At 62.8% G+C, this 20,486-nt stretch carries 19 protein-coding genes; 11 read left to right on the forward strand and 8 right to left on the reverse strand.

The annotated features are described in order from the left end of the window. Positions 1–60: 60 nt before the first annotated feature. From DVK01_RS02740 to DVK01_RS02760, 5 genes are all read left to right on the forward strand, one after another. Complete coding sequence (locus DVK01_RS02740) at positions 61–894, forward strand: DUF726 domain-containing protein (protein ID WP_232794477.1); 834 nt, start codon at positions 61–63, stop codon at positions 892–894. A gap of 257 nt (positions 895–1,151) precedes the next feature. Next, a complete protein-coding gene (locus DVK01_RS02745; protein ID WP_004591241.1) occupies positions 1,152–2,117 on the forward strand; it encodes a transcription initiation factor IIB family protein in 966 nt (321 codons plus the stop codon). Positions 2,118–2,234: 117 nt separating this feature from the next. Next, a complete protein-coding gene (locus tag DVK01_RS02750) occupies positions 2,235–3,263 on the forward strand; it encodes a site-specific DNA-methyltransferase (protein ID WP_121535307.1) in 1,029 nt (342 codons plus the stop codon). Positions 3,264–3,299: 36 nt separating this feature from the next. After that, complete coding sequence (locus DVK01_RS02755) at positions 3,300–3,989, forward strand: type I 3-dehydroquinate dehydratase (protein WP_101350783.1); 690 nt, start codon at positions 3,300–3,302, stop codon at positions 3,987–3,989. 83 nt (positions 3,990–4,072) lie between these two features. Next, positions 4,073–4,489 (forward strand): DUF6677 family protein, encoded by a 417-nt coding sequence (locus DVK01_RS02760; RefSeq protein WP_101350784.1) that lies wholly within the window; start codon positions 4,073–4,075, stop codon positions 4,487–4,489. Positions 4,490–4,524: 35 nt separating this feature from the next. Here DVK01_RS02760 and DVK01_RS02765 read toward each other — a convergent pair whose 3' ends face one another. After that, the gene (locus DVK01_RS02765) at positions 4,525–5,691 is read right to left on the reverse strand and encodes a 3-dehydroquinate synthase II (protein WP_101350785.1); all 1,167 of its coding nucleotides are present in this window, start codon (positions 5,689–5,691) and stop codon (positions 4,525–4,527) included. Between the two features lie 240 nt (positions 5,692–5,931). Between DVK01_RS02765 and DVK01_RS02770 the strand changes: the two genes are divergently transcribed. Beyond that, on the forward strand, positions 5,932–7,176 hold the full coding sequence (locus tag DVK01_RS02770) for a P-loop NTPase (protein ID WP_121535309.1): 1,245 nt from the start codon (positions 5,932–5,934) through the stop codon (positions 7,174–7,176). On the opposite strand, the gene DVK01_RS02775 is transcribed toward DVK01_RS02770, so the two are convergent. Genes DVK01_RS02775 through trpC form a run of 4 tightly spaced genes read right to left on the reverse strand, consistent with a single transcriptional unit; the run spans position 7,173 to position 10,907 of the window. Beyond that, positions 7,173–7,976 (reverse strand): 2-amino-3,7-dideoxy-D-threo-hept-6-ulosonate synthase, encoded by an 804-nt coding sequence (locus tag DVK01_RS02775; RefSeq protein ID WP_101350787.1) that lies wholly within the window; start codon positions 7,974–7,976, stop codon positions 7,173–7,175. The two genes, DVK01_RS02770 and DVK01_RS02775, sit on opposite strands and share 4 nt — an antisense overlap. A 26-nt stretch (positions 7,977–8,002) precedes the next feature. Continuing rightward, the gene (gene trpA / locus DVK01_RS02780; RefSeq protein ID WP_101350788.1) at positions 8,003–8,833 is read right to left on the reverse strand and encodes a tryptophan synthase subunit alpha; all 831 of its coding nucleotides are present in this window, start codon (positions 8,831–8,833) and stop codon (positions 8,003–8,005) included. Continuing rightward, a complete protein-coding gene (gene trpB, locus DVK01_RS02785) occupies positions 8,833–10,095 on the reverse strand; it encodes a tryptophan synthase subunit beta (protein WP_121535311.1) in 1,263 nt (420 codons plus the stop codon). Before trpB ends, trpA begins: the two co-directional genes overlap by 1 nt. After that, positions 10,092–10,907, reverse strand: a complete 816-nt coding sequence (trpC, locus tag DVK01_RS02790) for an indole-3-glycerol phosphate synthase (protein WP_101350790.1) — start codon at positions 10,905–10,907, stop codon at positions 10,092–10,094. Before trpC ends, trpB begins: the two co-directional genes overlap by 4 nt. Before the next feature lie 130 nt (positions 10,908–11,037). On the opposite strand from trpC, the gene DVK01_RS02795 reads away from it, so the two are divergent. From DVK01_RS02795 to DVK01_RS02805, 3 genes are all read left to right on the forward strand, one after another. Beyond that, positions 11,038–11,535 (forward strand): GNAT family N-acetyltransferase, encoded by a 498-nt coding sequence (locus DVK01_RS02795; protein ID WP_101350791.1) that lies wholly within the window; start codon positions 11,038–11,040, stop codon positions 11,533–11,535. 83 nt (positions 11,536–11,618) lie between these two features. Beyond that, positions 11,619–12,806, forward strand: coding sequence for a redox-regulated ATPase YchF (locus DVK01_RS02800; RefSeq protein WP_101350792.1), 1,188 nt, complete (start codon positions 11,619–11,621; stop codon positions 12,804–12,806). Between the two features lie 125 nt (positions 12,807–12,931). After that, on the forward strand, positions 12,932–14,569 hold the full coding sequence (locus DVK01_RS02805) for a methyl-accepting chemotaxis protein (protein WP_121535313.1): 1,638 nt from the start codon (positions 12,932–12,934) through the stop codon (positions 14,567–14,569). 47 nt (positions 14,570–14,616) lie between these two features. Here DVK01_RS02805 and DVK01_RS02810 read toward each other — a convergent pair whose 3' ends face one another. The 3 genes from DVK01_RS02810 to DVK01_RS02820 all read right to left on the reverse strand — a co-directional run bounded on the left by DVK01_RS02810 (position 14,617) and on the right by DVK01_RS02820 (position 16,512). Beyond that, positions 14,617–15,156, reverse strand: a complete 540-nt coding sequence (locus DVK01_RS02810) for a hypothetical protein (protein WP_101350793.1) — start codon at positions 15,154–15,156, stop codon at positions 14,617–14,619. 103 nt (positions 15,157–15,259) lie between these two features. Further along, positions 15,260–15,859: a hypothetical protein gene (locus DVK01_RS02815; RefSeq protein ID WP_101350794.1), complete on the reverse strand. Its 600-nt coding sequence runs from the start codon at positions 15,857–15,859 to the stop codon at positions 15,260–15,262. Beyond that, entirely contained in the window at positions 15,856–16,512 is a 657-nt protein-coding gene (locus tag DVK01_RS02820; RefSeq protein WP_121535315.1) for a thioredoxin domain-containing protein, read from the reverse strand. The genes DVK01_RS02815 and DVK01_RS02820 overlap by 4 nt, the downstream gene beginning before the upstream one ends. Positions 16,513–16,922: 410 nt before the next feature. Between DVK01_RS02820 and DVK01_RS02825 the strand changes: the two genes are divergently transcribed. Both DVK01_RS02825 and DVK01_RS02830 read left to right on the forward strand, forming a co-directional pair. Continuing rightward, on the forward strand, positions 16,923–17,942 hold the full coding sequence (locus tag DVK01_RS02825) for a glycine betaine ABC transporter substrate-binding protein (RefSeq protein WP_232794478.1): 1,020 nt from the start codon (positions 16,923–16,925) through the stop codon (positions 17,940–17,942). A 6-nt stretch (positions 17,943–17,948) separates the two neighbouring features. After that, on the forward strand, positions 17,949–20,381 hold the full coding sequence (locus DVK01_RS02830) for a methyl-accepting chemotaxis protein (protein ID WP_233560748.1): 2,433 nt from the start codon (positions 17,949–17,951) through the stop codon (positions 20,379–20,381). The last annotated feature ends 105 nt before the right edge of the window (positions 20,382–20,486 follow it).

Raw genomic sequence — 20,486 nt, forward strand, 5'->3', positions numbered from 1 at the left:
GAACTGGACGGGCAAACGCGACGCAGTTTCCTCAGAGCCTCGACTGGTGCCGTGGCATCGATGGCAGCACTCGGTACGAGTGGCTCTGTGCGAGGGGGCAAGCTCGGCGGTGATGACGGAGAGTACACGGCTCCAGCGGAGTTCCCGCTCGTTTCGACACGTGAGCAGTTCACTGACGACGGTAAACTGAAGGCCAAATATACAGAGACAGAGTACGAAACAGTCGGGGACTGGCAGTCTAACCGGACTAACGACGATACGGAACTCGTCATCTTCGTCCATGGCTGGAGCCTCGGGGAGACGGATGCCAGAGACGCCGCCTACACCTGTCAGATCGGGCTTGAAGCGAACGAGTACGACCAGTTCACCGTGGGGTTCACCTGGGATGCCGATATGGGCGACGGCATTGGCTGGAGCGAAGGGGTCGCCATCGCCGAACAGAACGGTCCGAAGCTCGCGCAGTGGGTTGTCGACCACAACGACAGCGGTGGGCTACCAGTCCGGATACTCGGCCATTCACTCGGTGCGAAAGTGGCTGTGGAAACGATGGCGTCGCTCCACGAGCGTGAACGCGAAGATGCAGTCGAGTCGGTAGCTCTACTGGGGGGCGCTATCGGTGACTCCGTCGTTGAGGTCGATGAGACATACGGCGAGTCCATCAAGTACGCCACCGCGTCTTTCGACAACTTCCACAAGGACGACGACGTGGTGCTGGGGACTGCATTCAGTGCTGCGGAGTGGACGGAAGCAGTCGGTGAAAAGGGTGTCCAGAGTCCCGAAGACGCTCCCGGGAATTACACCGATTACGATGTCACGGCGGCCGTTGCCGACCACAATTCCTATTACGAGCCCGGGGAGGGGTGTCTGCCCGCTGTCGTCGAAACATTTCAGTAGGCAGTGACAACGAAGGGGTGGCGCTACTTATTGTACGCAATTATAACCGGGTTGTGGGAACTGACCCCGAAAATACCCGACAGCTATTATATGAATGGTCATGCGACTGATGCACAAACGTGGGTTTCGTGACGTGTATCGGTGGTCTCGATGACAATACCGGAATGTTTTAATGACTTTCGTTCGAATACAGTGTTACCGACTGCCTCCGGGTTCTGTGATGTCTCCCACCCGGTGAGCACCCGCCTTCGCAACCAATGAGTGAACACACACGGACACGACAGCAACGTGAAGAACAGACGACGGAGTCGACGGAATCAGAGAGCACGGCGTGCCCGGAGTGCAGTGGCTCGCTCGTTATCGACGACGAACACGGCGAAACAGTCTGTGAGGATTGTGGCCTTGTCGTCGAGTCTGACGAGATCGACCGCGGCCCCGAGTGGCGCGCGTTCGACTCCAGCGAGAAAGACGAGAAGTCCCGCGTCGGCGCACCGACGACGAACATGATGCACGACAAGGGCCTCTCGACCAATATCGACTGGCGCGACAAGGACGCTTACGGTAACTCTCTGTCGGGTAAACAGCGCCAGAAGATGCAGCGCCTGCGCAAGTGGAACGAGCGCTTTAGAACGCGGGACTCCAAGGAACGCAACCTCAAGCAGGCCCTCGGTGAGATTGACCGGATGGCTTCGGCACTCGGACTCCCGGAAAACGTCCGCGAGACGGCCAGCGTCATCTACCGCCGCGCGCTGGACGAGGACCTCCTGCCCGGCCGCTCCATCGAAGGTGTCTCGACGGCGTCCGTCTACGCCGCCGCGCGCCAGGCCGGTGTCCCGCGCTCGCTCGACGAGATCACGGAGGTCTCCCGGGTCGAGAAAAGCGAAATCGCGCGGACCTACCGCTACGTCGTCCGCGAACTCTCGCTCGAAGTCCGTCCTGCCGACCCCGAGAGCTACGTCCCGCGCTTTGCCTCCTCGCTGGAACTGTCCGACGAGGCCGAACACCGCGCCCGTCAGCTCCTCCAGAACGCCAAGGAACAGGGCGTCCACTCCGGGAAGTCGCCGGTCGGCCTCGCCGCCGCCGCCGTCTACGCCGCCGCACTGCTGACCAACGAGAAGACGACGCAAGCCGCCGTCTCCGAGGTCGCCGACATCTCCGAGGTCACCATCCGCAACCGCTACCACGAGCTGCTGGAAGCCGAGCAGGACCTGCCCGTCGCGTAACCCGTTCAGGTGTCACAGGGGAGCGTCGGAGAGCGTTTTTTAGTATCGACCGCTCAGCGAGCAGACTCACCGACCGATAACCGCAAGACTAGAGTCGGCCCGCCCGCTGGGACCGGTATGGAGACGACACACCGGGTTCGAACCGGTGACGCCCGCACGCTCAACTGCCCCGACGACAGCGTCGAACTGGTGGTCACGTCCCCGCCCTATCCGATGATAGAGATGTGGGACGACATCTTCACAGAGTTAGACCCCGACATCGGGGCGGCGCTGGACCGCGGGGACGGCGACCGGGCGTTTATCCTGATGCACGACGTGCTCGATGCGGTGTGGGCTGAGATAGAGCGCGTGCTGGTCCCCGGCGGCATCGCCTGCATCAACGTCGGGGACGCGACGCGATCAATGGCGGACGGCTTTCGCTCCTATCCCAACCACGCGGAGATAACCGACCGACTGACCGACCACGGCCTGCGGGCGCTGCCCGATATTCTGTGGCGGAAACCAACCAACAGCGGCGCGAAGTTCATGGGTTCGGGGATGGTGCCGCCCAACGCCTATCCGACGCTCGAACACGAACACATCCTCGTGTTCCGCAACGGGGAGCGCCGCCGCCTCGAACCGGGCGCAGACCGCCGCTACGAGAGCGCCTACTTCTGGGAGGAGCGCAACGAGTGGTTCTCCGACCTCTGGGAACTGCCCGGCGAGACGCAGGACCTTGAGGATGGCCTTCGGGACCGCTCGGGAGCCTTCCCGCTGACGGTGCCCTATCGGCTCATCTCGATGTTCTCGGTGTACGGCGACACCGTGCTCGACCCGTTTCTCGGCACCGGGACGACGACGCTGGCGGCGATGGTCGCCGGCCGCAATTCGGTGGGCGTGGACCGCGACCCGGACCTGCTGTCGACGCTGGAAGATCGGGTTGCCACCGCTCCGGAGCGCTCCCGAACCATCGCTCAGGAGCGCCTCGCCGACCACCGCTCGTGGGTAGAGCAACGGCGCGCCGACGGCAAGGAACCGGGCTACGAGGCCGAGCAGTACGACTTCGTCGTCAACACGAAACAGGAAAAACGGATCCAGTTCTACGCGGTTGACTCAGTCACAGCGACCGATGACGGCTTTCGGGCTGTCCACGAGCGGGTCGAGTAAGCACGCCTTTTTGTGTGACTCCGTCCAAGCCGACCCATGGACTTCGAGTCGTTCACCCTGCTCGCTGCCACCGACGACCTTGGGGTGGAGCCGGCCGCTCGCGCCGACGCCGACGGGCTGGAGTTACGGATGGATTTCGCCGACGAGCCGCTGGCACAGTTGGACGCCTACGACGGCGATCTCCCGATACTCGTCACGAACCGACCGACGTGGGAGGGTGGCGAGGCCGCTGATACCGCAGGCCGCCTCGATACACTCGAAGCTGCGCTCGAACACGACGCTGTGAGGGCCGTCGACCTCGAACTCGCAGCGCTGGAGGGAGCCGGCGACCACAACGCTGGCCGCGTCGCCGACGCTGCCCGCGACCGCGATGCGTCCGTGGTCGTCTCGACGCACAACTTCGAGTCCACACCTGCCCGTGAGGCGATTGTAAGTCGGCTCGAACGGGCCTGCGCTCAGGGCGACGTGGGGAAGATGGCCAGCACAGCCCAGTCGCCCGACGACGTGTTGGCGATGCTCGGGGCGACCCGAGCGCTGACCACCGCGGGCAAACAGGTCGCCACGATGTGCATGGGGTCGGCCGGTCGCCACTCCCGGGCCGTTGCCCCGCTGTACGGCTCCCGCATCGGCTATGCACCGGTTGATCCCGCTGACGCGACCGCGCCGGGTCAGTACGACCTCGCAACGCTCCGGACGCTGGTCAGACAGCTACAGAGCGACGGCTGATGGGGGAGCCGCCTGTACGGGGCTTTCGTCCGGACAGGGATCCTTCGGAAGATATAGGGGTATGCGAGATAGACTCGCTGAGTATGACTGGCAAAGGACGCAAGCGGCCGTTGCTGGCCGTGGTGCTTGCGTTCATCTTCCCCGGGTTGGGACATTTCTACCTCCGTAAGTGGGTGCGGGGACTGCTGTGGCTCGGGTTACTGTTCATGCTGTCGGTGGTGTTCGTCGTCACTGGCGCTATCGACCCTGTCACCCAGCTAAGCGTAGAGGCTATCTCGTCGTCGTATCAGTCCAGACCCACCGAAGTGACAATCGGCTCGGTTGTGATTACGACGCTCAACGTCGTCGACGCCTACTGGGTCGCGGTCAACGAAAATCAGGCCACGGAAGTCGAAGCCGGCACAACGTGCCCGAACTGCGGCAAGGAACTCGACGAAGACATCGACTTCTGTCACTGGTGTACGACGCAACTGGACCCGCTCGAGGCGGACCAGCAGTAGCCCGACGGCTGCGGTCAGCCCCGAATGGGGTCGGCTTACTTTTCGATGATGCTCTCTTCGATCCGTTCGCCGAAGTGCGTCGCCGTATCCTCGTGGTGAATGAGAATTTCGTCGCCGGGTTCGAGGTCCGTGACGGCGGTTCGGCCGTTCTGGGTGTGGACCTTTATTGTCTCGGCGTTCTGGAGCAGCGTCTCGATACGGTCACCGTCCTTGGTTTCGGCCTGCACGCGGAACATCGGGCGCTTCTCGATTTTCGCGCGGCCGACGATAGCCTCGCGGGTCCGACCGTTCGCGTCGACTATCTGGACCTCATCGCCGGACTGGAGTTCCGAGAGATATTTCGTCCCGCCGTCAGGCGTCCGGACGTAGGCGTGGACCGCGCCGGCGTTGACCCGGAACGGCCGGGAAGCGACGTACGGTGATTCTGCCGTCTCTGCGTGAACGAAGAAGAGTCCGCGAGCCATCGACCCGACGAGCATCCCCTCGTCGTGTTCCATCAGGCTGCCCGTGTCGATACAGACGCGGTCAGCGGAGCCGGTCTGCTCGATGGCGGTGACCTCGGCGTACTCTAGGTCGAGCGATTCCCGTCCCATCTCGTCGCGGACCTCCACCGTCTTGCGGATTTCGTCGACGTCGTCGGTATCTAGCAGGACGCCGTCGGCACCCAGTTCCAGCGTCTCGTAGGCCGTTCGGGCGTCTTCGGCGGTCCGGACGCCGGCGATGAGGTCTGTCTCCTCGCCGACGCGGGCGATGAGGTTTTCGAGTGGAATAATCTGCCAGTTCTCGCCGATGACAATGGTGAAGTCGGCTTCGGCGGCGACCGCCTCGGCGAAGGCCTCGTAGTCCTCGTCGAAGATGCGGACGTAGCCGCCGTCGGGAGCGGCTCCGTTCTGCCGGAGCGTCGAGAGGTCCGCGGACCCGGAGAAGTCGGACGGGAGGTCGACCGTGCCGTCGCCCTCTCCGTCTTTCCCGACGATGGTGGCGTCGGCCTTTGAGTCCGCTGCCTCGGCCTCCATTACGTGGACATCGCCGTTGGTGAACGCAGCGATGTTTATTTCGCCGAGTTCCGAGACGCGTTCGACATCGTCCTCGTCGACCAGTACCCAGTCGACGCCGGCCTCGATACCAGCGGTTATCCGGCGTTTCCGTGTCTCCCAGTCGCCGACCTCGCTGTCGGCTTTGAGCCAGACGCTTCGAGTCATACGCCCACGTCCGCAACGGCGAGGCTTGAACGTGGCGGAACCCGGGTGGGTCTGTCGAGTGGTGAACAGAGAAGAGAAATGGGTACGACAGGCGATTCGGGTGGGTTCCTGGAATTAGAACCAGAAGAAATACGACACTTGTTATTTATCTACATCCGATTATCGTAATTAATTGTTAGCCAGTAAACTTATCAATGAGCCTTACTAATAAAGTAACTACAAAATACGGTCCAGCTACAGATGGTTACTAACCACGTCTACACGATTGCCGGGGCGAAAGGGGGGGTCGGAAAGACGACGTCCAGCATCAACCTCGGTACACTGCTGGCGAGGGCCGGCTACTCGACCGTTGTCGTGGAGATGGACCTGGCGATGGCGAACCTCGTCGATTTTCTCGATGTCGGCATCGACACTGACAAGCACGCGACGTTTCACGACGTGCTCGCCGGCGACGCGTCGGTCACGGACGCGATGTACGAAACCGACGTGAACCTGTCAATCGTGCCGAGCGGGACCACACTTGAAGGGTACGCGGACACCGACCTCGACCGGCTGCCCGGTATCGTCGAAACCCTCAGGTGGCACCACGACATCGTCCTGTTGGACACCCCGGCGGGACTGAGCGAAGAGACGATTCAGCCGCTCAAACTCGCCGACGACGTGTTGCTCGTGTCGACACCGCGAGTGGCATCAATACGGAACGTCTCGAACACCAAAGAACTCGCAGAGCGGGTCGATGCGCCGGTTCGAGGCCTGATCCTCACGAAGTCTGGGACAGGCGCGTCGCCGGGTGCCGATGAAATCGCGACGTTTCTCAACGTCGAACTGCTCGGCCACGTGCCGGAAGACGACGCCGTCCCACATTCACAGGACAGTGGCACGCCCGTCGTCAGGAACGCGCCCAACAGCGGTGCCGCGATTGCCTACGAGCGGATATCCGAACAGCTCGTCGACACCGAGAAGGCGTCGACCGACACCACAAACGCAGGCGCTCTGAAGGAGTCCACTGACTCGGACGACCTAGAACCGAAGGCCCGGCCAACGGAGCAGCCACCACAGAGCCACAGCCTCGGGACAACCGACGGCGGCAAGACAGTCCCCCCATCGGACGCAATCAGGGACGACAGCTGTCTGATCGGTCCAGCGCCAGCCGAGCAGTACAGAGAGGACGAGCCAGCGGCAGACGACGGGGCCGAGCTGAGCGACCTCGATAACCCAGCCGCTTCGGAGACGGACACCGAAAACGAAGCCGAAACCCCGTCGGTAATCGACGGGACTGAGCTGGTGGAGAGCGAACCAGCACCGATGGACGGGCCAGAACAGGATGCTGACGAGGTAGAGCGAGACGGCAGTGTGTCACGAGGTGCCGACACACCGGAAGAAGAACCCAGTGACTCGCCGTCGGACACGCCAAGCGAGCGCGACGCGGATGCCAGCGACGGAGACGGTCTCGGTTCGCGAATGCGGTCGCTGTTTGGCTTTTAGGCCTCGACGGCCAGTCCGGCCTCGCGGAGCGCCTCTTCGGTGGTGGCGTCGTCGTGAACGACAGCGGAGACGGCGCGAGCGATTTTCTCCGGTTCGTCGTGCTGGAAAATAGAGCGGCCCATCGAGACGCCGGCGGCCCCGGCGTCCATCGTTCCCCGGACCATCCGGACGGTCTCCTCGTCGGTGCCCTTCGAGCCGCCGGCGATGACCACCGGCAGTGACGTGGACTCGACGACGTGCTGGAACGTCTCGGCAGAGCCGGTGTAGCCGGTCTTGACGATGTCCGCGCCCAGTTCCTCGGCCAGTCGGACGGCGTGGCCAACGGACTGGTTGTAGTCCTCGTTCTCGGCGTCGATGTCAGGGCCACGGGCGTAGGCCATCGCCAGTACCGGCAGGCCGTACTGGCTGGCTTCGGTCGTCAGTTCGGAGAGTTCCTCGATCTGTTCGGGTTCGTACTGGCTGCCGACGTTGATGTGGAACGAGACGGCGTCGGCCCCGGCGCGGATGGCGTCTTCCACCGTTCCCGTGGTCCGCTTGTCCTGCTCGTCCGGGCCGATAGTAGTAGAGCCGTTGAGATGGGTGATATAGCCCGCGTCGTTCTTGTTGGGGTGGACCCGTCCGGCGATGCCACGCTGGGTAAGGACGGCGTCTGCGCCGCCGCTGGTAACCGCGTCAATCGTCGATTCGATGTCTTTGAGGCCCTTTACCGCCCCCATCGTGATGCCGTGGTCCATCGGGATGATGACGTATGTGTCGTCTGTCCCGATGCGTTCGAGTCGTGCGCGTTTTCCTGCAGTCATGATATGAGACAGTGTGGCAAGTACGATTATGTGCGTTCCGGTTGCGGTTGTTCTGGTCCGCCCCGGAGCGCACCTTCTTTGAGTTCGCGAGCCTTCGCCTCGAGCCGGTCGGCTACCGCACCGACAGCATCGCCGTTTTCGTGGCCCTCGGCGACAATATCCACCAGCGCGGAGCCGACGATGACGCCGTCAGCGCCGGCAGACACGATTCGCTCGGCGTGGTCGCCGGTCTTGATGCCGAACCCGACGGCCTTTGGCACGTTCCAGTCTGAGAGGCGAGCCAGCGACTCCTCGGTGGCATCGTCCACGTTCTCTCGTGCGCCAGTGACGCCCAGACGTGCCTGGACGTAGACGTAGCCCGACACCTGTTCGAGCATCCGTTCGAGCCGGTCGCCTCTCGTCGTCGGCGCGACGATGAACACCAGATCGAGCCCGAACTCGTCGCAGGCCGTCCGGAGCGGGCCGGCTTCCTCCCCAGGGAGGTCCGGGACGACGAGCCCCTCAATGCCCACCGCGGCGGCCTTCTCGACGAAGGGGCGCGGCCCCTCGCTCTCGCCATACTGATAGATGAGGTTATAGTAGGTCATACAGACGAGCGGTACGTCCACATCGAGGTCTTCGACGAACTCGAAGAAGCGGTCGGGCGTCATCCCGGCTTCCAGCGCGCGGACGATAGCGTTCTGGATGGTCTTGCCCTCCGCGATGGGCTCGGAGAACGGCAGGCCGAGTTCGATGACGTCTGCCCCGCCGCGAGCCAGCGCCTCGACGTACTCTAGCGACGCCTCGTAACTCGGGTCGCCGGCCGCGAGGTAGGGAACGAAGGCGGGCTCGTCGGCGAAGGCGCGTTCAAGACCCATCAGAGGCCACCTCCGCCGACGCGCTCGAAGATAGACATGTCCGGCGCGATATCGAGGTCGCGCTTCGCGGTCTCTTCGATGGCTATTTCGAGGTCCTTGTCGCCACGGCCGGAGACGTTGATGATGACAGAGTCACCGACTTCGTCGTGGTGCTCTTCAAGATAGCCGAAGGCGTGGGCCGTCTCCAGAGCCGGGATGATACCCTCGTCCTGGGAGAGGCGGTGGAACGCCTCTAGCGCGATGTCGTCGTCGACGTTGACCGGCGTGACGCGGTCTTCGTCGACGAGGTGGGCCAGTTCCGGGCCGACACCGGCGTAGTCGAGCCCCGACGAAACGGAGTGAGACTCCATGATCTGGCCATCAGAGTCCTGTAGGAGCTTCGTGCGCGCGCCGTGGAGGACGCCCTCGTCGCCGGTCGAGAGAGTGGCGGAGTTGGGCGCAACGCCCTCTTCCTCATCGACCTGCAGTGAGGAGCCGCCGGCTTCGACGGCGTAGAGGTCGACGTCGGTATCATCAACAAAGTGGGCGAAGGTGCCCATGGTGTTCGAGCCGCCGCCAGCGCAGGCGAGGACCGAATCGGGCAGCCCGCCGGTCTTCTCGATAACCTGCTCGCGGGCCTCCTCAGAGATGACCGCCTGAAAGTCCCGGACCATCTTCGGGAACGGGTGCGGGCCGACGATACTCCCGATGACGTAGTGGGTGTTCTCGACGGTGGTCGCCCAGTCGCGCATCGTCTCGGAGATGGCCTCTTTCAGCGTGCCGCGGCCGACCGTGACAGGGTTGACCTCGGAGCCGTTGATGCGCATGCGGAAGACGTTGGGACGCTGGCGCGCGATGTCAGTCTCGCCCATGTAGATTTCGCAGGGCATGTCGAGGTGGGCCGCCGCCATCGCCGTCGCCGTGCCGTGCTGGCCCGCGCCGGTCTCGGCAATGATGCGCTCCTTGCCCATGTACTTCGCCAGCAGGACCTGCCCGAGCGCGTTGTTGAGCTTGTGTGCGCCGCCGTGGAGCAGGTCCTCGCGCTTGAGATACACGTCGGTATCGTACCGGGCAGAAAGCTGGTCCGCGTACTGGAGCGGCGTCGGTCGGCCGCCGAAGTCGGTCAGCCGCTCCCGGAACTCGTCCATGAAGCCGTCCTCGTTTTCCAGCACGTACCGCTGGTAGGCGTCGGTCAGCTCTTCGATAGCTGGCATCAGTGCCTCGGGCACGTACTGTCCACCGTACTCACCGAACTTGGGGTCGTATGCGTCGTCAGTGCTCATGTGTCTGTAGGTGTCGTCTCAACTGCATCAGTGTCCGCGCGTGTCAGTCGCCGCGTGTTCGCTTCCACGTCCGTCGCCGCGTCGTGGTCCATGATCGCCGAGCCGATTAGCAGGGCGTCCGCACCGGCATCGCACATCCGTGTGACGTCGTCTGCTGTCTGTATGCCACTTTCAGCAATGAGTGTGACGCCCTCCGGGACGTCTGGCGCGACGGACTCGAACGTTCCGAGGTCCACGTCGAGTTCGGCGAGGTCGCGGTTGTTGACGCCGATGATGTCCGCGCCCGCTTCCAGCGCCGTCTCGACCTCCGCCGGGGTGTGGGCCTCCACGAGGACCTGGAAGCCCCGCTCGCGTGCGGCCGTGAGGAGGTCCGCGAGGTCGTCCGTCCCGTCGGCTTCGAGAAAGCGGACGATGAGCAGGACGACATCCGCCTCGACGACGTCCAGCTGGTCCTCGTGGAGAATGAAATCCTTTCGCAGGACGGGCACGTCGACGGCATCGCGAACCCGTTCGAGCGCCGCCGCCGACCCGCCGAAGTGGTCTGGTTCCGTCAGCACCGAGAGCGCCGCCGCGCCGCCCTCAACCATCTGGCGGGCGAGGTCGACCGGGTCGTCAGTCCGCTCGCCGTCCGCGGTCGGACTCGTGGGCTTGATTTCGGCGATGACCGGCGTCCGTCCGTCGGCCGCCACCGCGTCGAAGGCGTCCGACAGCGACCGGGGCGACACCGACACCCTGTCGCCGCCGCCACCGCGCTCCCGCGCCGCGTCGAGAATCGACTGAACCGCTGGGTCTATCTCCTCACTGTCGTCCATTACTGAACACTAACGTACAGAAGTGTACATAAGAGTTGCCCTATTATCTCAGGCGAAGCGGACCACGGCGGATACCGTACGGTGTCAGACAGACCACAGTTCTATGAGGGTTCACGCTAGATGTTCACATATGTCGTTCCAGACAGCCATCCGACCGGCCGAATCGGTGGATATCGCAGATATCCGTCGGGTCGCACGGGCCGCGTGGCACGCGGTGTACGACGATATCCTCGGGGCGGAGACGGTAAACGACCACCTCAGGGAGGGGTACGCGCCGCCGGTACTAGAACGGATGATAGAACTCGACGAGGTCGGACTGTTCGTCTCGACGGCCGACGACGACGTAGTGGCGTACATGAGCTGTGGGATGACAGACGCGACCGGGTTCGGCGACCTCGACCTGTACGTCCACCCGGACTACTGGGGCGAGGGTATCGGGACCGAACTACTTCGCCGGGGCGAGGGCCACTTGCGGGACCTCTCCGTGCGGAAGATACGCGACGAGGTGCTGGCCGAGAACGAAGTCGGCAACGGGTTCTACCGGACCCACTTCGAGAAGATCGGCGAGCGGACGGCCGAGTTCGGCGGCCAGGAACACCCCGTGAACGTGTACGAGCGGACAGTGTAATTTCCCACCCGTTGCGTGTGACTCACACGCTCTCGTCGCTCGTGTAACAGCGTTTAAGCCGCTGAAACCGCTTCGTCGGTGCAATGAGCTACAAGATCGGACTCGTCGGCAAGCCCTCCGTCGGCAAGTCCACGTTCTTCAATGCGGCGACGATGAACGACGTGCCCGAGGGCGCGTACCCGTTCACGACAATCGACCCGTCGATGGGCGAAGCCTACGTCCGCGTCAACTGTGCGGCCCCGGAGTTCGACCACACCTGCACGCCCAACCACGGCTACTGCACCGACGGCGTCCGGTTCGTCCCGACGAAGCTTGTCGACGTGGCCGGCCTCGTTCCCGGCGCACACGAAGGGAAGGGGCTGGGGAATCAGTTCCTCACAGACCTCAACGAGGCCGACGTGCTCGTCCACGTCGTCGATTTCACCGGCGAGACGGACCTGGAGGGTGAACCCACTGAGGACCACGACCCGCGCGAGGACATTGACTTCCTCGAAGACGAGCTGGACATGTGGTATCTCGATATTCTTGAGAAAGGCATCGAGCGCTACCGCTCGGGCTACCACGGCGAGGACAAGGCCATCGAGGACGACCTCGCCGAGCAGATGTCAGCGTTCAAGATCAACGCCGACGAGATCAAGCAGGTCGTGCTCGCCCTGGACCTGGAACTGGACCCCGACACCTGGGACGACGCGGACAAGGAGGCTCTGGCCCGCGAGATTCGCATCCGGACCAAGCCGATGCTCATCGCGGCGAACAAGATGGACACCCCGGAAGCCCAGGCGAACTGGGAAACCGTCACCGAGGACCCCGAGTACGAGCACCTGACGTTCGTCCCCGTCTCGGCCCACGCGGAGAAGGCCCTGAAAAACGGCAACGAGCAGGGCGTACTCGACTACCGGCCGGGCGACGAAGAGTTTACCGTGACGGCGGACCTACCAGAGGAGAAGGCCGCGGGGCTGGAACAGATTCGGGAGTTCGTGACCGAGTTCGGCGGGACGGGCGTCCAACAGGCCCTCGAAACCGCGCTGTTCGAGGAACTGGGAGCTATCGCGGTGTTCCCCGGCGCTCGCAAGCCCCAGGAGGACGGGACCTTCCTGCAGGACTGTTTCGTCCTCCCAGACGGGTCGACTGCAGAGGACTTCGCGTACTTCCTGCACACCGACATCGGCGACGGATTCCTCCATGCGCACGACGTGCGAACCGAACGCCAGATCGGCGCTGACACCGAACTCGACCACCGCGACGTGGTCGAAATCACGACAACGAACTAACACTGGGAGATTCACCGCTGATACTCTGAGGGTGCGGCTTTTTATACGTCGGAGAGAACGGAACACATGCACCCGAAAAGGCCTATTTTTGTCGTTTGCTCGTCATCTGTTTTGAGGTGGTTTCGATGACGACGGATGATTCGACGGGCGCACTTGGCCGGCTCATGCTTGCGGTCGGCACTGTGCCCATGACAATCGAACCGCACCTGCCGACGCCACTCCGGCGGACGTTCAGCGCCCGTGTCTTCCTGCTGGCAGCGATGTCGATTGTGGGCGCACCGGCACTAGCTATCGTGCTGTTTTCCTCTGTGACAGCCGCCGCAGTGTTCATCGGGTTCGTCGTCGCTGTGACCGGATTTCTGGGCTACTGTGAGATGTACCGCGCGATAATCGAGATTAATCGAAAGGCGACGGCAGTCGACAACGGCCAGTACGACATCGACTTCGGCGTCGACCGGATTGACGAGGTCGGAGACGCATACACGAAACTCGAACGGGCGGCGGCCTCACTCGGCCGGAACATTCAGGAAGCAAACGAAGCTCAGGAGCGTGCCGAGGAGGCCCGCGAAGCGGCCGAAGAAGCCCGTGAAACCGCAGAAGCCGAGCGAAGCGAGATGGAGGCGCTGAGCAGCCACCTCGAACTGAAAGCGACACAGTACCGGACGGCGCTCGACGACGCGGCCGCCGGCGACCTGACTGCCCGTGTTGACACCGACAGCATGAGCGACGCTATGGCCGCCGTCGGGACCGCGATCAATGAGACTCTGAGTGATCTGGAGACTGCTATCGGCAGCGGCCAGTCGACCTCGACACGTATCGCCACCGGAAGTGAAACTGTCCTGGCCGACGGGCAGCAGGTCCGTGCTGAGACACAGTCCGTGGCCGACACCGCATCCGACATCGCCGACGGGGCAGAAACCCAGCGCCAGCAACTAGACGACGCAGCGAGCGAACTCAGCGACCTCTCGGCGACCGTCGAGGAAATGGCGTCGTCCGTGGCCGAAATCGCCGACCAGAGCAACACTGCTGCGAATCTCGGCCGAGACGCACAGCGGTCCTCGTCGGAAGCCCAGAGTGCCGTCGACGAGATCCGCCATCACTCGACGAACGCCGCAAGCGAGGTCCAGCAACTAGACGACATCGCCGAGGACATGGCCGAGATCGTCGAAGTCATCGACGGCATCGCCGAGGAAACGAATATGCTCGCGCTGAACGCGTCCATCGAAGCCGCTCGTGCCGGCCAAGCGGGTTCGGGCTTTGCCGTCGTCGCGGACGAAATCAAACAGCTTGCGACCGAGACACAGAACGCCACCGGCGACGTGGAAGACCTCATCGGCTCGCTGCGGTCCCAAGTCGGCACATCCGTCGACGCCATGGAGACGATGGAAGATGCTGTCGACCGCGGCAGCAACACCATCTCCGAGACTATTACCACGCTCGAAGATGTGGTCGACGCCACCGTCGATGTCAACGGCGGCATTCAGGAAATCGACCGAGCGACCGACCAGCAGGCGACCAGCGCACAGGAAGTCGTGCGGATAATTGACGATATCAACGACATCGCCGGGGAGACCGCAACCGACGCCCGTGAAATGGCCACGACGGTCGAGCAGCAGGGCCAGACCGTTGCCGGGATGGTCGACTCGGTGGAGCGGTTCGCCGACGACGCCACCACTCTTAACGACGAACTCTCACAGTTCGAGACCGCCGGGACCGACTGCGTGGACACGCCTGCTGGCTCCGGACCCGCGATGAGTGACTGAGGCGAGTCAAGAACTGACTTACACACTGCAGGCCGGCAGGCGTCCGGCTACAGCAGAAGGTGAGCGAGCAAAGCAATGATGGCGACTTTTTTGACGAGGATGATGCCAATAATCAGTTGCGTCGTCGACAGTTCCCGGACGCGTTCGATGCCTCGCCGGACGAACGCGGGCGACTGCGCCAGCTCAGCCACCAGCAACCGACACTCCGCGCGGAACGTCTCGACCGCCGATCCTTCACCGTCTGTGTAGGCAGCCTCTGGCCGCGGCAGCCACTGGGAACCGGTGTATTCGAGTTCGACCAGCGACCCCTGTAGATGACTGACCTGCTCGAACTGCAGGCCGTTGGCTTCACAGAGTCGCTCGACCTTGGCGATGTCGCGGTCGCTGTTCAGGTCGTAGCGCCGCTGTATCGGGTCGGTCGCCCAGTCGAACTGGAACCGACAGACGAGTTCGCTCTCACCGACCCACACATCGACGACTTCGGCCAGTTCGACTGTCCCGACTGTCTCTTTCCGCTTCCGGTGGAGGTGCTCGTACTCGGCGGGGGACTCCGTCGAAACCGTCACCTGAGGCTCCGTCTCGGACATACCTTCTCGGTATGGGTGTTCGGCTGACGATACTATACGTTTTCTCTCGCTGACACGGATATCTCCTCGAGAGAGCCGGACGGATGACTGCACGGCGACACAGTCAGATGTCGACCGGACACCCGTTGATTTCGCCGCCGCGCATCCCCTCTGCGAGCCAGTAAATGGAGAGGGTCAACACCACGAGCGCAAGCAGCGCGAACTCCAGCCCGTCGAGCGGCAGAAACAGCAGCGAGGTCGAAACGCCGAGTAGCGACAGCAGTCCCAGCAAAACCGCCGACCCACAGGCCGCACAGCCAGCGCCGAGTGTGCCGAGAACAACGCCCGCGACACCCGCGCCACCCTGCTGGAGGTCGAGCCCGTGCTCGCGGAAGTGGTACGCCACCAGACCGATGTCGACGCCCGTGAGGACGGCGACGACGAGCAGCAGGGTACCCTGGGCAGGGTTGAACGACGTGCCGATAAACGGGTACAGTTCAGCGAGCACGCGCAGCCGGCTGGCAAGCGGGAGCGACCCACCGATAACGAGGTCAAGCACTAGCGGGACGTTCAGCGAGACGACGAATACCGTCAGCGAGACGACGGCAGCGACCACGGCGACCGCCGCATAGACCGGCAGCGTGAGTACGAGCCTGACCGTTCGGCCCATGAGCCGCCAGTCACCGCGCGTGGTTGGCAGGCGGAGGCCGCGTGCGATGCTCATCCGTCGCGCTCTCCCAGCGCCTCGGCGATGAGGTCGTAGCTGACGCTCCCGTTGACCTTCGTCACGAACTCTCCGTCCTCAAACAGCAGAATTATCGGCGTCGTTTCACCCAACCCGGCGTTCTCGGCCGCCTGGATATCAGCCTGTACAGCGTCGTCGTGCGCTCGCTCCCGCGCATCGCGTGCGACCGCCTCGCCGTCAACCGCTGTCTCCTCGGTGAGAAACGTCGCCGTCCGGTCCAGAACGTTGTCCGTATCGAACGACGACTGTTCGGCGAAGTAGTGCTCGAACAGCGCCCAGTACGCCTCGCTGTCGCGGGCAAACGTCGACTCCAGCGCCTGTGTCGCCGGCTCACCCCAGGGATAGATGACCGGGTACGTCCGGACGACGTATGCGCCCTTGCCCGTCCCCACGATGTTCTCCCGGATAGCCGGCACCGTGTTCTCGTGGAAGCGGCGGCAGGTCGGACAGGAGGGGTCTTCGAACGCCAGGACGACGTGGCCGCCCAGTTCGCCGCGGCGGGGCTGGGCTTCGAGGTCGGCGGCCGCCGGGTGGCTGTCAATGGTTTCGGCGTTGTCTGCTTCACCACTGCACCCCGCGATGGCGCCGACGACACCCGTCCCGAAAAGTGTGAGAAAGCGTCGTCTGTTCATATACGACTGGTTGACCCGCGTGGGTTTAGCGTTTGTTCCACTGTGTGGCCACGATGAGTAACCGTCTTGTCGCCGGCGGCGGTACCATCTGACGGCCGATGACGACAACTCACAGGGCCGAACCGGGGTGACTCCCCGCTGGTGACGAGCCCTATGAGTGCCGAGGCTCTTGCTCCAACTGGTAGCTGTAGCCGACGACCGTTTGCCACGGGTATCTCTGTGGTTCGGTTGCGACTGACATGATCTGGATCTGGGACGACAGCGACTGCGATGACTCTCCTGTAGAGAGTCCCCTCTGTGGAGATCCCCAACAGTTAGGGACTAAATTGTACACGATTTTATTGTTTTGCTATCAATGTTGATATTCTCGGCAACGGTTTTTTTGATTATCATTAGCGACGAGTTGAGCAATGGTAGATGAAAGAAAGGAACAATGGACCGGGAGCCGGCGACGGTTACTCGGGATGCTCGCAACTGGCGGAGCCGCCACGCTGGTCGGCTGTTCGACTGGCGGAGAGACGGAATCAAGTACAGCCGAGAGCGAAGCTGAAGCCGCCGGGTCCACCGACGGCTCGATGTCCGTCGTTGTCAGTTCGAAAGGCTACACAGAGCAACTAAATCTCGGGTACATCGCCTACGAATTGCTCGCGAACAATACGGGTGTGAGTCTTGTAGACGAAACTGGCTTCGGCGGGAACGCTGCACACGCCGAGGCGTATCAGGTCGGCGATATCCACGCGTACTACGATTACATGGGGTCACTGTGGGCTGCGCACCCGCCCAAGCACGACGAAGCCGACTTCGAGACACCAGATGAACAGTACGAAGCGTTGAAGTCCGAGATGGAGTCGGAACACCCGATTCGAATTCTCGACCGCGCAGACTGGCAGAACACGTGGGCCGTGTTCATCCGCGAGGACGCTATCGAAGGGACCGGGATCGAGACAATCAGTGACCTCGCCGGTTACGTCAACGACGGGAACTACGATATCCGGCCGGCGTTTGGCGACGGGTTCAAGACTCGTAGTGACGGTTTCGATGCTTTGCTTGATTACTACGGGTTTGAGGCCGAGCATGTGGAGCGCTGGGAAGCAGAACAGGAGTTTATCGAGGCGGCGTCGGCACAGGCGGCTGGTACGGCTGTCGACGAAGGCTACGCCGACCTCAGCTTCGGGTACAGCACCAGCGCGTGGCTCACAACCGTTGAAGACATCGTGTACCTCGATGACGACCGGAACTTCTGGCCGTTTTTCCACCCGGTCGGCGTCGTTCACGAGGACGTCGCGACGGACGCCGTGGTGTCGGCGCTGAACAAGATGCCGGACGCCATTCCGGACGCGAAAACGATGCAAGAGCTGAACAGTCACGCAACCGAGGTCGGCAGCCAGCAGGCGGTTGTTGACCACCTCACGGCCAACGGCTTCATCTGAATCAGTATGGAAGAATCTACAGCACATTCAGGCGACGGTGACGACGAATCAGCAGACGCGACAGCGTCAGCGGCCTCGGACACGACAGCGCTGGAGCGAGCGAAAGCCGTTGCGCTGCTGCCAGTCCGGTCGTACCTCGTCAAGTTCGCTGTTGCGTTGCTCGTGATCGTGGTACTCATCGCGGCCGGCGGGTTCTGGGTGCAGGGGAACGCAACTGCCACACTCGAAGACGACACGGCACAACAGCTCGTACAGGAGGTCAACGCCGAGTCCGGCCTGTTGAACGAGTGGATTGAGCGCAACGAACGGCCGGTGCTCGTCGCGTCAAACAATCCGCTGCTCGGTTTCAACGCGACGCGCGAAGACCAGCAGGCCTACACGGAACGGCTCGCCGCGGATGAGCTCCAGTCCGACCGCGTCGCTGCCGTCCACCTTGCAGACCCCACTGTCGGCACAGCGGGGGAGGCAAGGATTGTGGCAAGTACTGACGAAACACTCCGCGGAACGCGTGTCACATCGGACGCACATCCGTGGGTCGACCGGACTCGGTCTATCGGCCGCGACACAGTGGTTTCATCGAACCCGTACACGAACGCGAACGGCAAGCGAGTGGTCAGTTCGATGAGTGTCGCCGCCGACTTCACACACGTACTCGTGGTCGAGTACGACGCCAGCGACCTGAGCAAGCAGTTCAGCACTGGTATCGACGGGACGTTCACACAGGTGGTCCGCCCGACATCGAGTTCGACTGAGGTGTTGTTCTCTGACGCTGGCACCGGTGCTGTTGGACAGCCGTACATCTCGAACAAGTCACAGGCTGACATCCCAGAGATCAGCACGGCTACCGAACAGGGCACCTTCACCGACGCGCCGACAAAAGACGCAGTGCTTGACACCGAGCACGTCGCCGCATACGCGACCATTCCCGGCACAAACTGGGTCGTTATCAAGCATGCGCCTGCGGCGAACGCGTTCGCGCTGAGCGAGCAGATTCGGACTGATATCTTGGCGTTCATTCTGGTCGCGCTCGGTGGTGTAGTCGTCATTGGTGGAACGATTGGACGAAACACGGCGACATCCGTGCAACAGCTCTCTGCGGCCGCTACTGCCATCGAGCAGGGAGAGTACGATGTCGACGTTTCGAGCTCTCGCCGGGACGAGATCGGGCAGTTGTTCACGTCTATCGGGAGTATGCGCGACGCACTCGTCTCAAAAATCGACGAAGCCGAGGCCGCCCGCGAGCAGGCGACAGACGCCCGGGAGGAGGCGGAAGAAGAGCGCGCCCGCGCCGAGCAGGCAAAGGAAGAGGCCGAGGCACTCGCGGCGGAACTCGAACAGCAAGCAGAGGTATACAGCGACGTGATGGAAGCGTGCGCGGACGGCGACCTGACCCGGCGTCTCCCCGAAGACGAGACCGATAACGAGGCGATGGCGGCTATCGCGTCCTCGTTCAACGATATGCTCACACAGTGGGAACGCACTATCGTCGACATTCAGAAGTTCGCGGAGACCGTCACAGCCGCCAGCGAGGAGGCCGAAGTCGGGGCGGCTGACGCCGAGCGTGCGAGCGGCGAGGTCAGCGAATCAGTTCAGGAGATCGCGGCTGCCGCCGACGAGCAACGCGATATGCTGGACACAGTCTCGGGAGAGATGACTGACCTTTCGGCAGCTATCGAAGAGGTAGCTGCGTCCGCTGACTCGGTTGCGGAGCACTCGAATCAGACCGCTGACGTCGCCCGAAAAGGCGAGGAAACGGCCAGAGACGCCCTCGAAAGTTCGCACAGAGTACAGGAAGCAATCGACGCGACTGTCGAGAACGTCGAACGGTTAGACGAGCAGATGGCGGAGATCAGCACCATCGTCGAGCTGATCGCGGACATCGCCGAGCAGACGAACATGCTCGCGTTGAACGCGAACATCGAAGCTGCGCGTGCCGACAAAGACGGCGAAGGGTTCGCCGTCGTGGCCGACGAGGTCAAGGAACTCGCCGGGGAGACACAGGCATCGGCGACCGAAATAGAACAACTCATTACCGACATCCAGTCACAGACGGAGACAACTGTCGACGAAGCCAAAGTGGCTGAAGAATCGATGGAGGCAGGCATCGATGCAGTTGAAGAGGTCATGTCGGCGTTCACAGAGGTATCGGAGTACGCCGACAAAACGGACGCCGGCGTTCAGGAAATCAGTGACACGACTGACGACCAGGCCGCCAGCACTGAAGAAGCGGTATCGATGACCGAGGAGGTTGCTGACCTCAGTGAATCTACCGCCGACGAGGTACAGAGCGTGTCCGCCGCCGCAGAGGAGCAGGCGGCCTCGATGTCGGAAATCAACGACAGCATCAAATCGCTGAGCGGACAGGCCGAGCAGCTCAAGGCACTCCTGTCGGAGTTTGACGTCGCGGTCGATGGGAACGAGCAGTCCCGACACCGCTGACGGTAACAGCGGAAACACAGATTGACGCTCGGGGAAGCCCGGAACATCCGTTTTCCTGTGACGTTTCGCTACGTGTAGCCACCACAACGCGCAACGCGTCCCAGT

Origin of the sequence: Haloarcula sp. Atlit-120R, assembly GCF_003665885.1 — an archaeon.
Classification (GTDB): domain Archaea; phylum Halobacteriota; class Halobacteria; order Halobacteriales; family Haloarculaceae; genus Haloarcula; species Haloarcula taiwanensis.

Excerpts from the sequence above, each read along its gene's own strand:
- DVK01_RS02740 (WP_232794477.1), top strand. The coding sequence starts at position 61 with ATGGCAGCACTCGGTACGAGTGGCTCTGTGCGAGGGGGCAAGCTCGGC.
- DVK01_RS02745 (WP_004591241.1), top strand. The coding sequence starts at position 1,152 with ATGAGTGAACACACACGGACACGACAGCAACGTGAAGAACAGACGACG.
- DVK01_RS02750 (WP_121535307.1), top strand. The coding sequence starts at position 2,235 with ATGGAGACGACACACCGGGTTCGAACCGGTGACGCCCGCACGCTCAAC.
- DVK01_RS02755 (WP_101350783.1), top strand. The coding sequence starts at position 3,300 with ATGGACTTCGAGTCGTTCACCCTGCTCGCTGCCACCGACGACCTTGGG.
- DVK01_RS02760 (WP_101350784.1), top strand. The coding sequence starts at position 4,073 with ATGACTGGCAAAGGACGCAAGCGGCCGTTGCTGGCCGTGGTGCTTGCG.
- DVK01_RS02765 (WP_101350785.1), bottom strand. The coding sequence starts at position 5,691 with ATGACTCGAAGCGTCTGGCTCAAAGCCGACAGCGAGGTCGGCGACTGG.
- DVK01_RS02770 (WP_121535309.1), top strand. The coding sequence starts at position 5,932 with ATGGTTACTAACCACGTCTACACGATTGCCGGGGCGAAAGGGGGGGTC.
- DVK01_RS02775 (WP_101350787.1), bottom strand. The coding sequence starts at position 7,976 with ATGACTGCAGGAAAACGCGCACGACTCGAACGCATCGGGACAGACGAC.
- trpA (WP_101350788.1), bottom strand. The coding sequence starts at position 8,833 with ATGGGTCTTGAACGCGCCTTCGCCGACGAGCCCGCCTTCGTTCCCTAC.
- trpB (WP_121535311.1), bottom strand. The coding sequence starts at position 10,095 with ATGAGCACTGACGACGCATACGACCCCAAGTTCGGTGAGTACGGTGGA.
- trpC (WP_101350790.1), bottom strand. The coding sequence starts at position 10,907 with ATGGACGACAGTGAGGAGATAGACCCAGCGGTTCAGTCGATTCTCGAC.
- DVK01_RS02795 (WP_101350791.1), top strand. The coding sequence starts at position 11,038 with ATGTCGTTCCAGACAGCCATCCGACCGGCCGAATCGGTGGATATCGCA.
- DVK01_RS02800 (WP_101350792.1), top strand. The coding sequence starts at position 11,619 with ATGAGCTACAAGATCGGACTCGTCGGCAAGCCCTCCGTCGGCAAGTCC.
- DVK01_RS02805 (WP_121535313.1), top strand. The coding sequence starts at position 12,932 with ATGACGACGGATGATTCGACGGGCGCACTTGGCCGGCTCATGCTTGCG.
- DVK01_RS02810 (WP_101350793.1), bottom strand. The coding sequence starts at position 15,156 with ATGTCCGAGACGGAGCCTCAGGTGACGGTTTCGACGGAGTCCCCCGCC.
- DVK01_RS02815 (WP_101350794.1), bottom strand. The coding sequence starts at position 15,859 with ATGAGCATCGCACGCGGCCTCCGCCTGCCAACCACGCGCGGTGACTGG.
- DVK01_RS02820 (WP_121535315.1), bottom strand. The coding sequence starts at position 16,512 with ATGAACAGACGACGCTTTCTCACACTTTTCGGGACGGGTGTCGTCGGC.
- DVK01_RS02825 (WP_232794478.1), top strand. The coding sequence starts at position 16,923 with ATGGTAGATGAAAGAAAGGAACAATGGACCGGGAGCCGGCGACGGTTA.
- DVK01_RS02830 (WP_233560748.1), top strand. The coding sequence starts at position 17,949 with ATGGAAGAATCTACAGCACATTCAGGCGACGGTGACGACGAATCAGCA.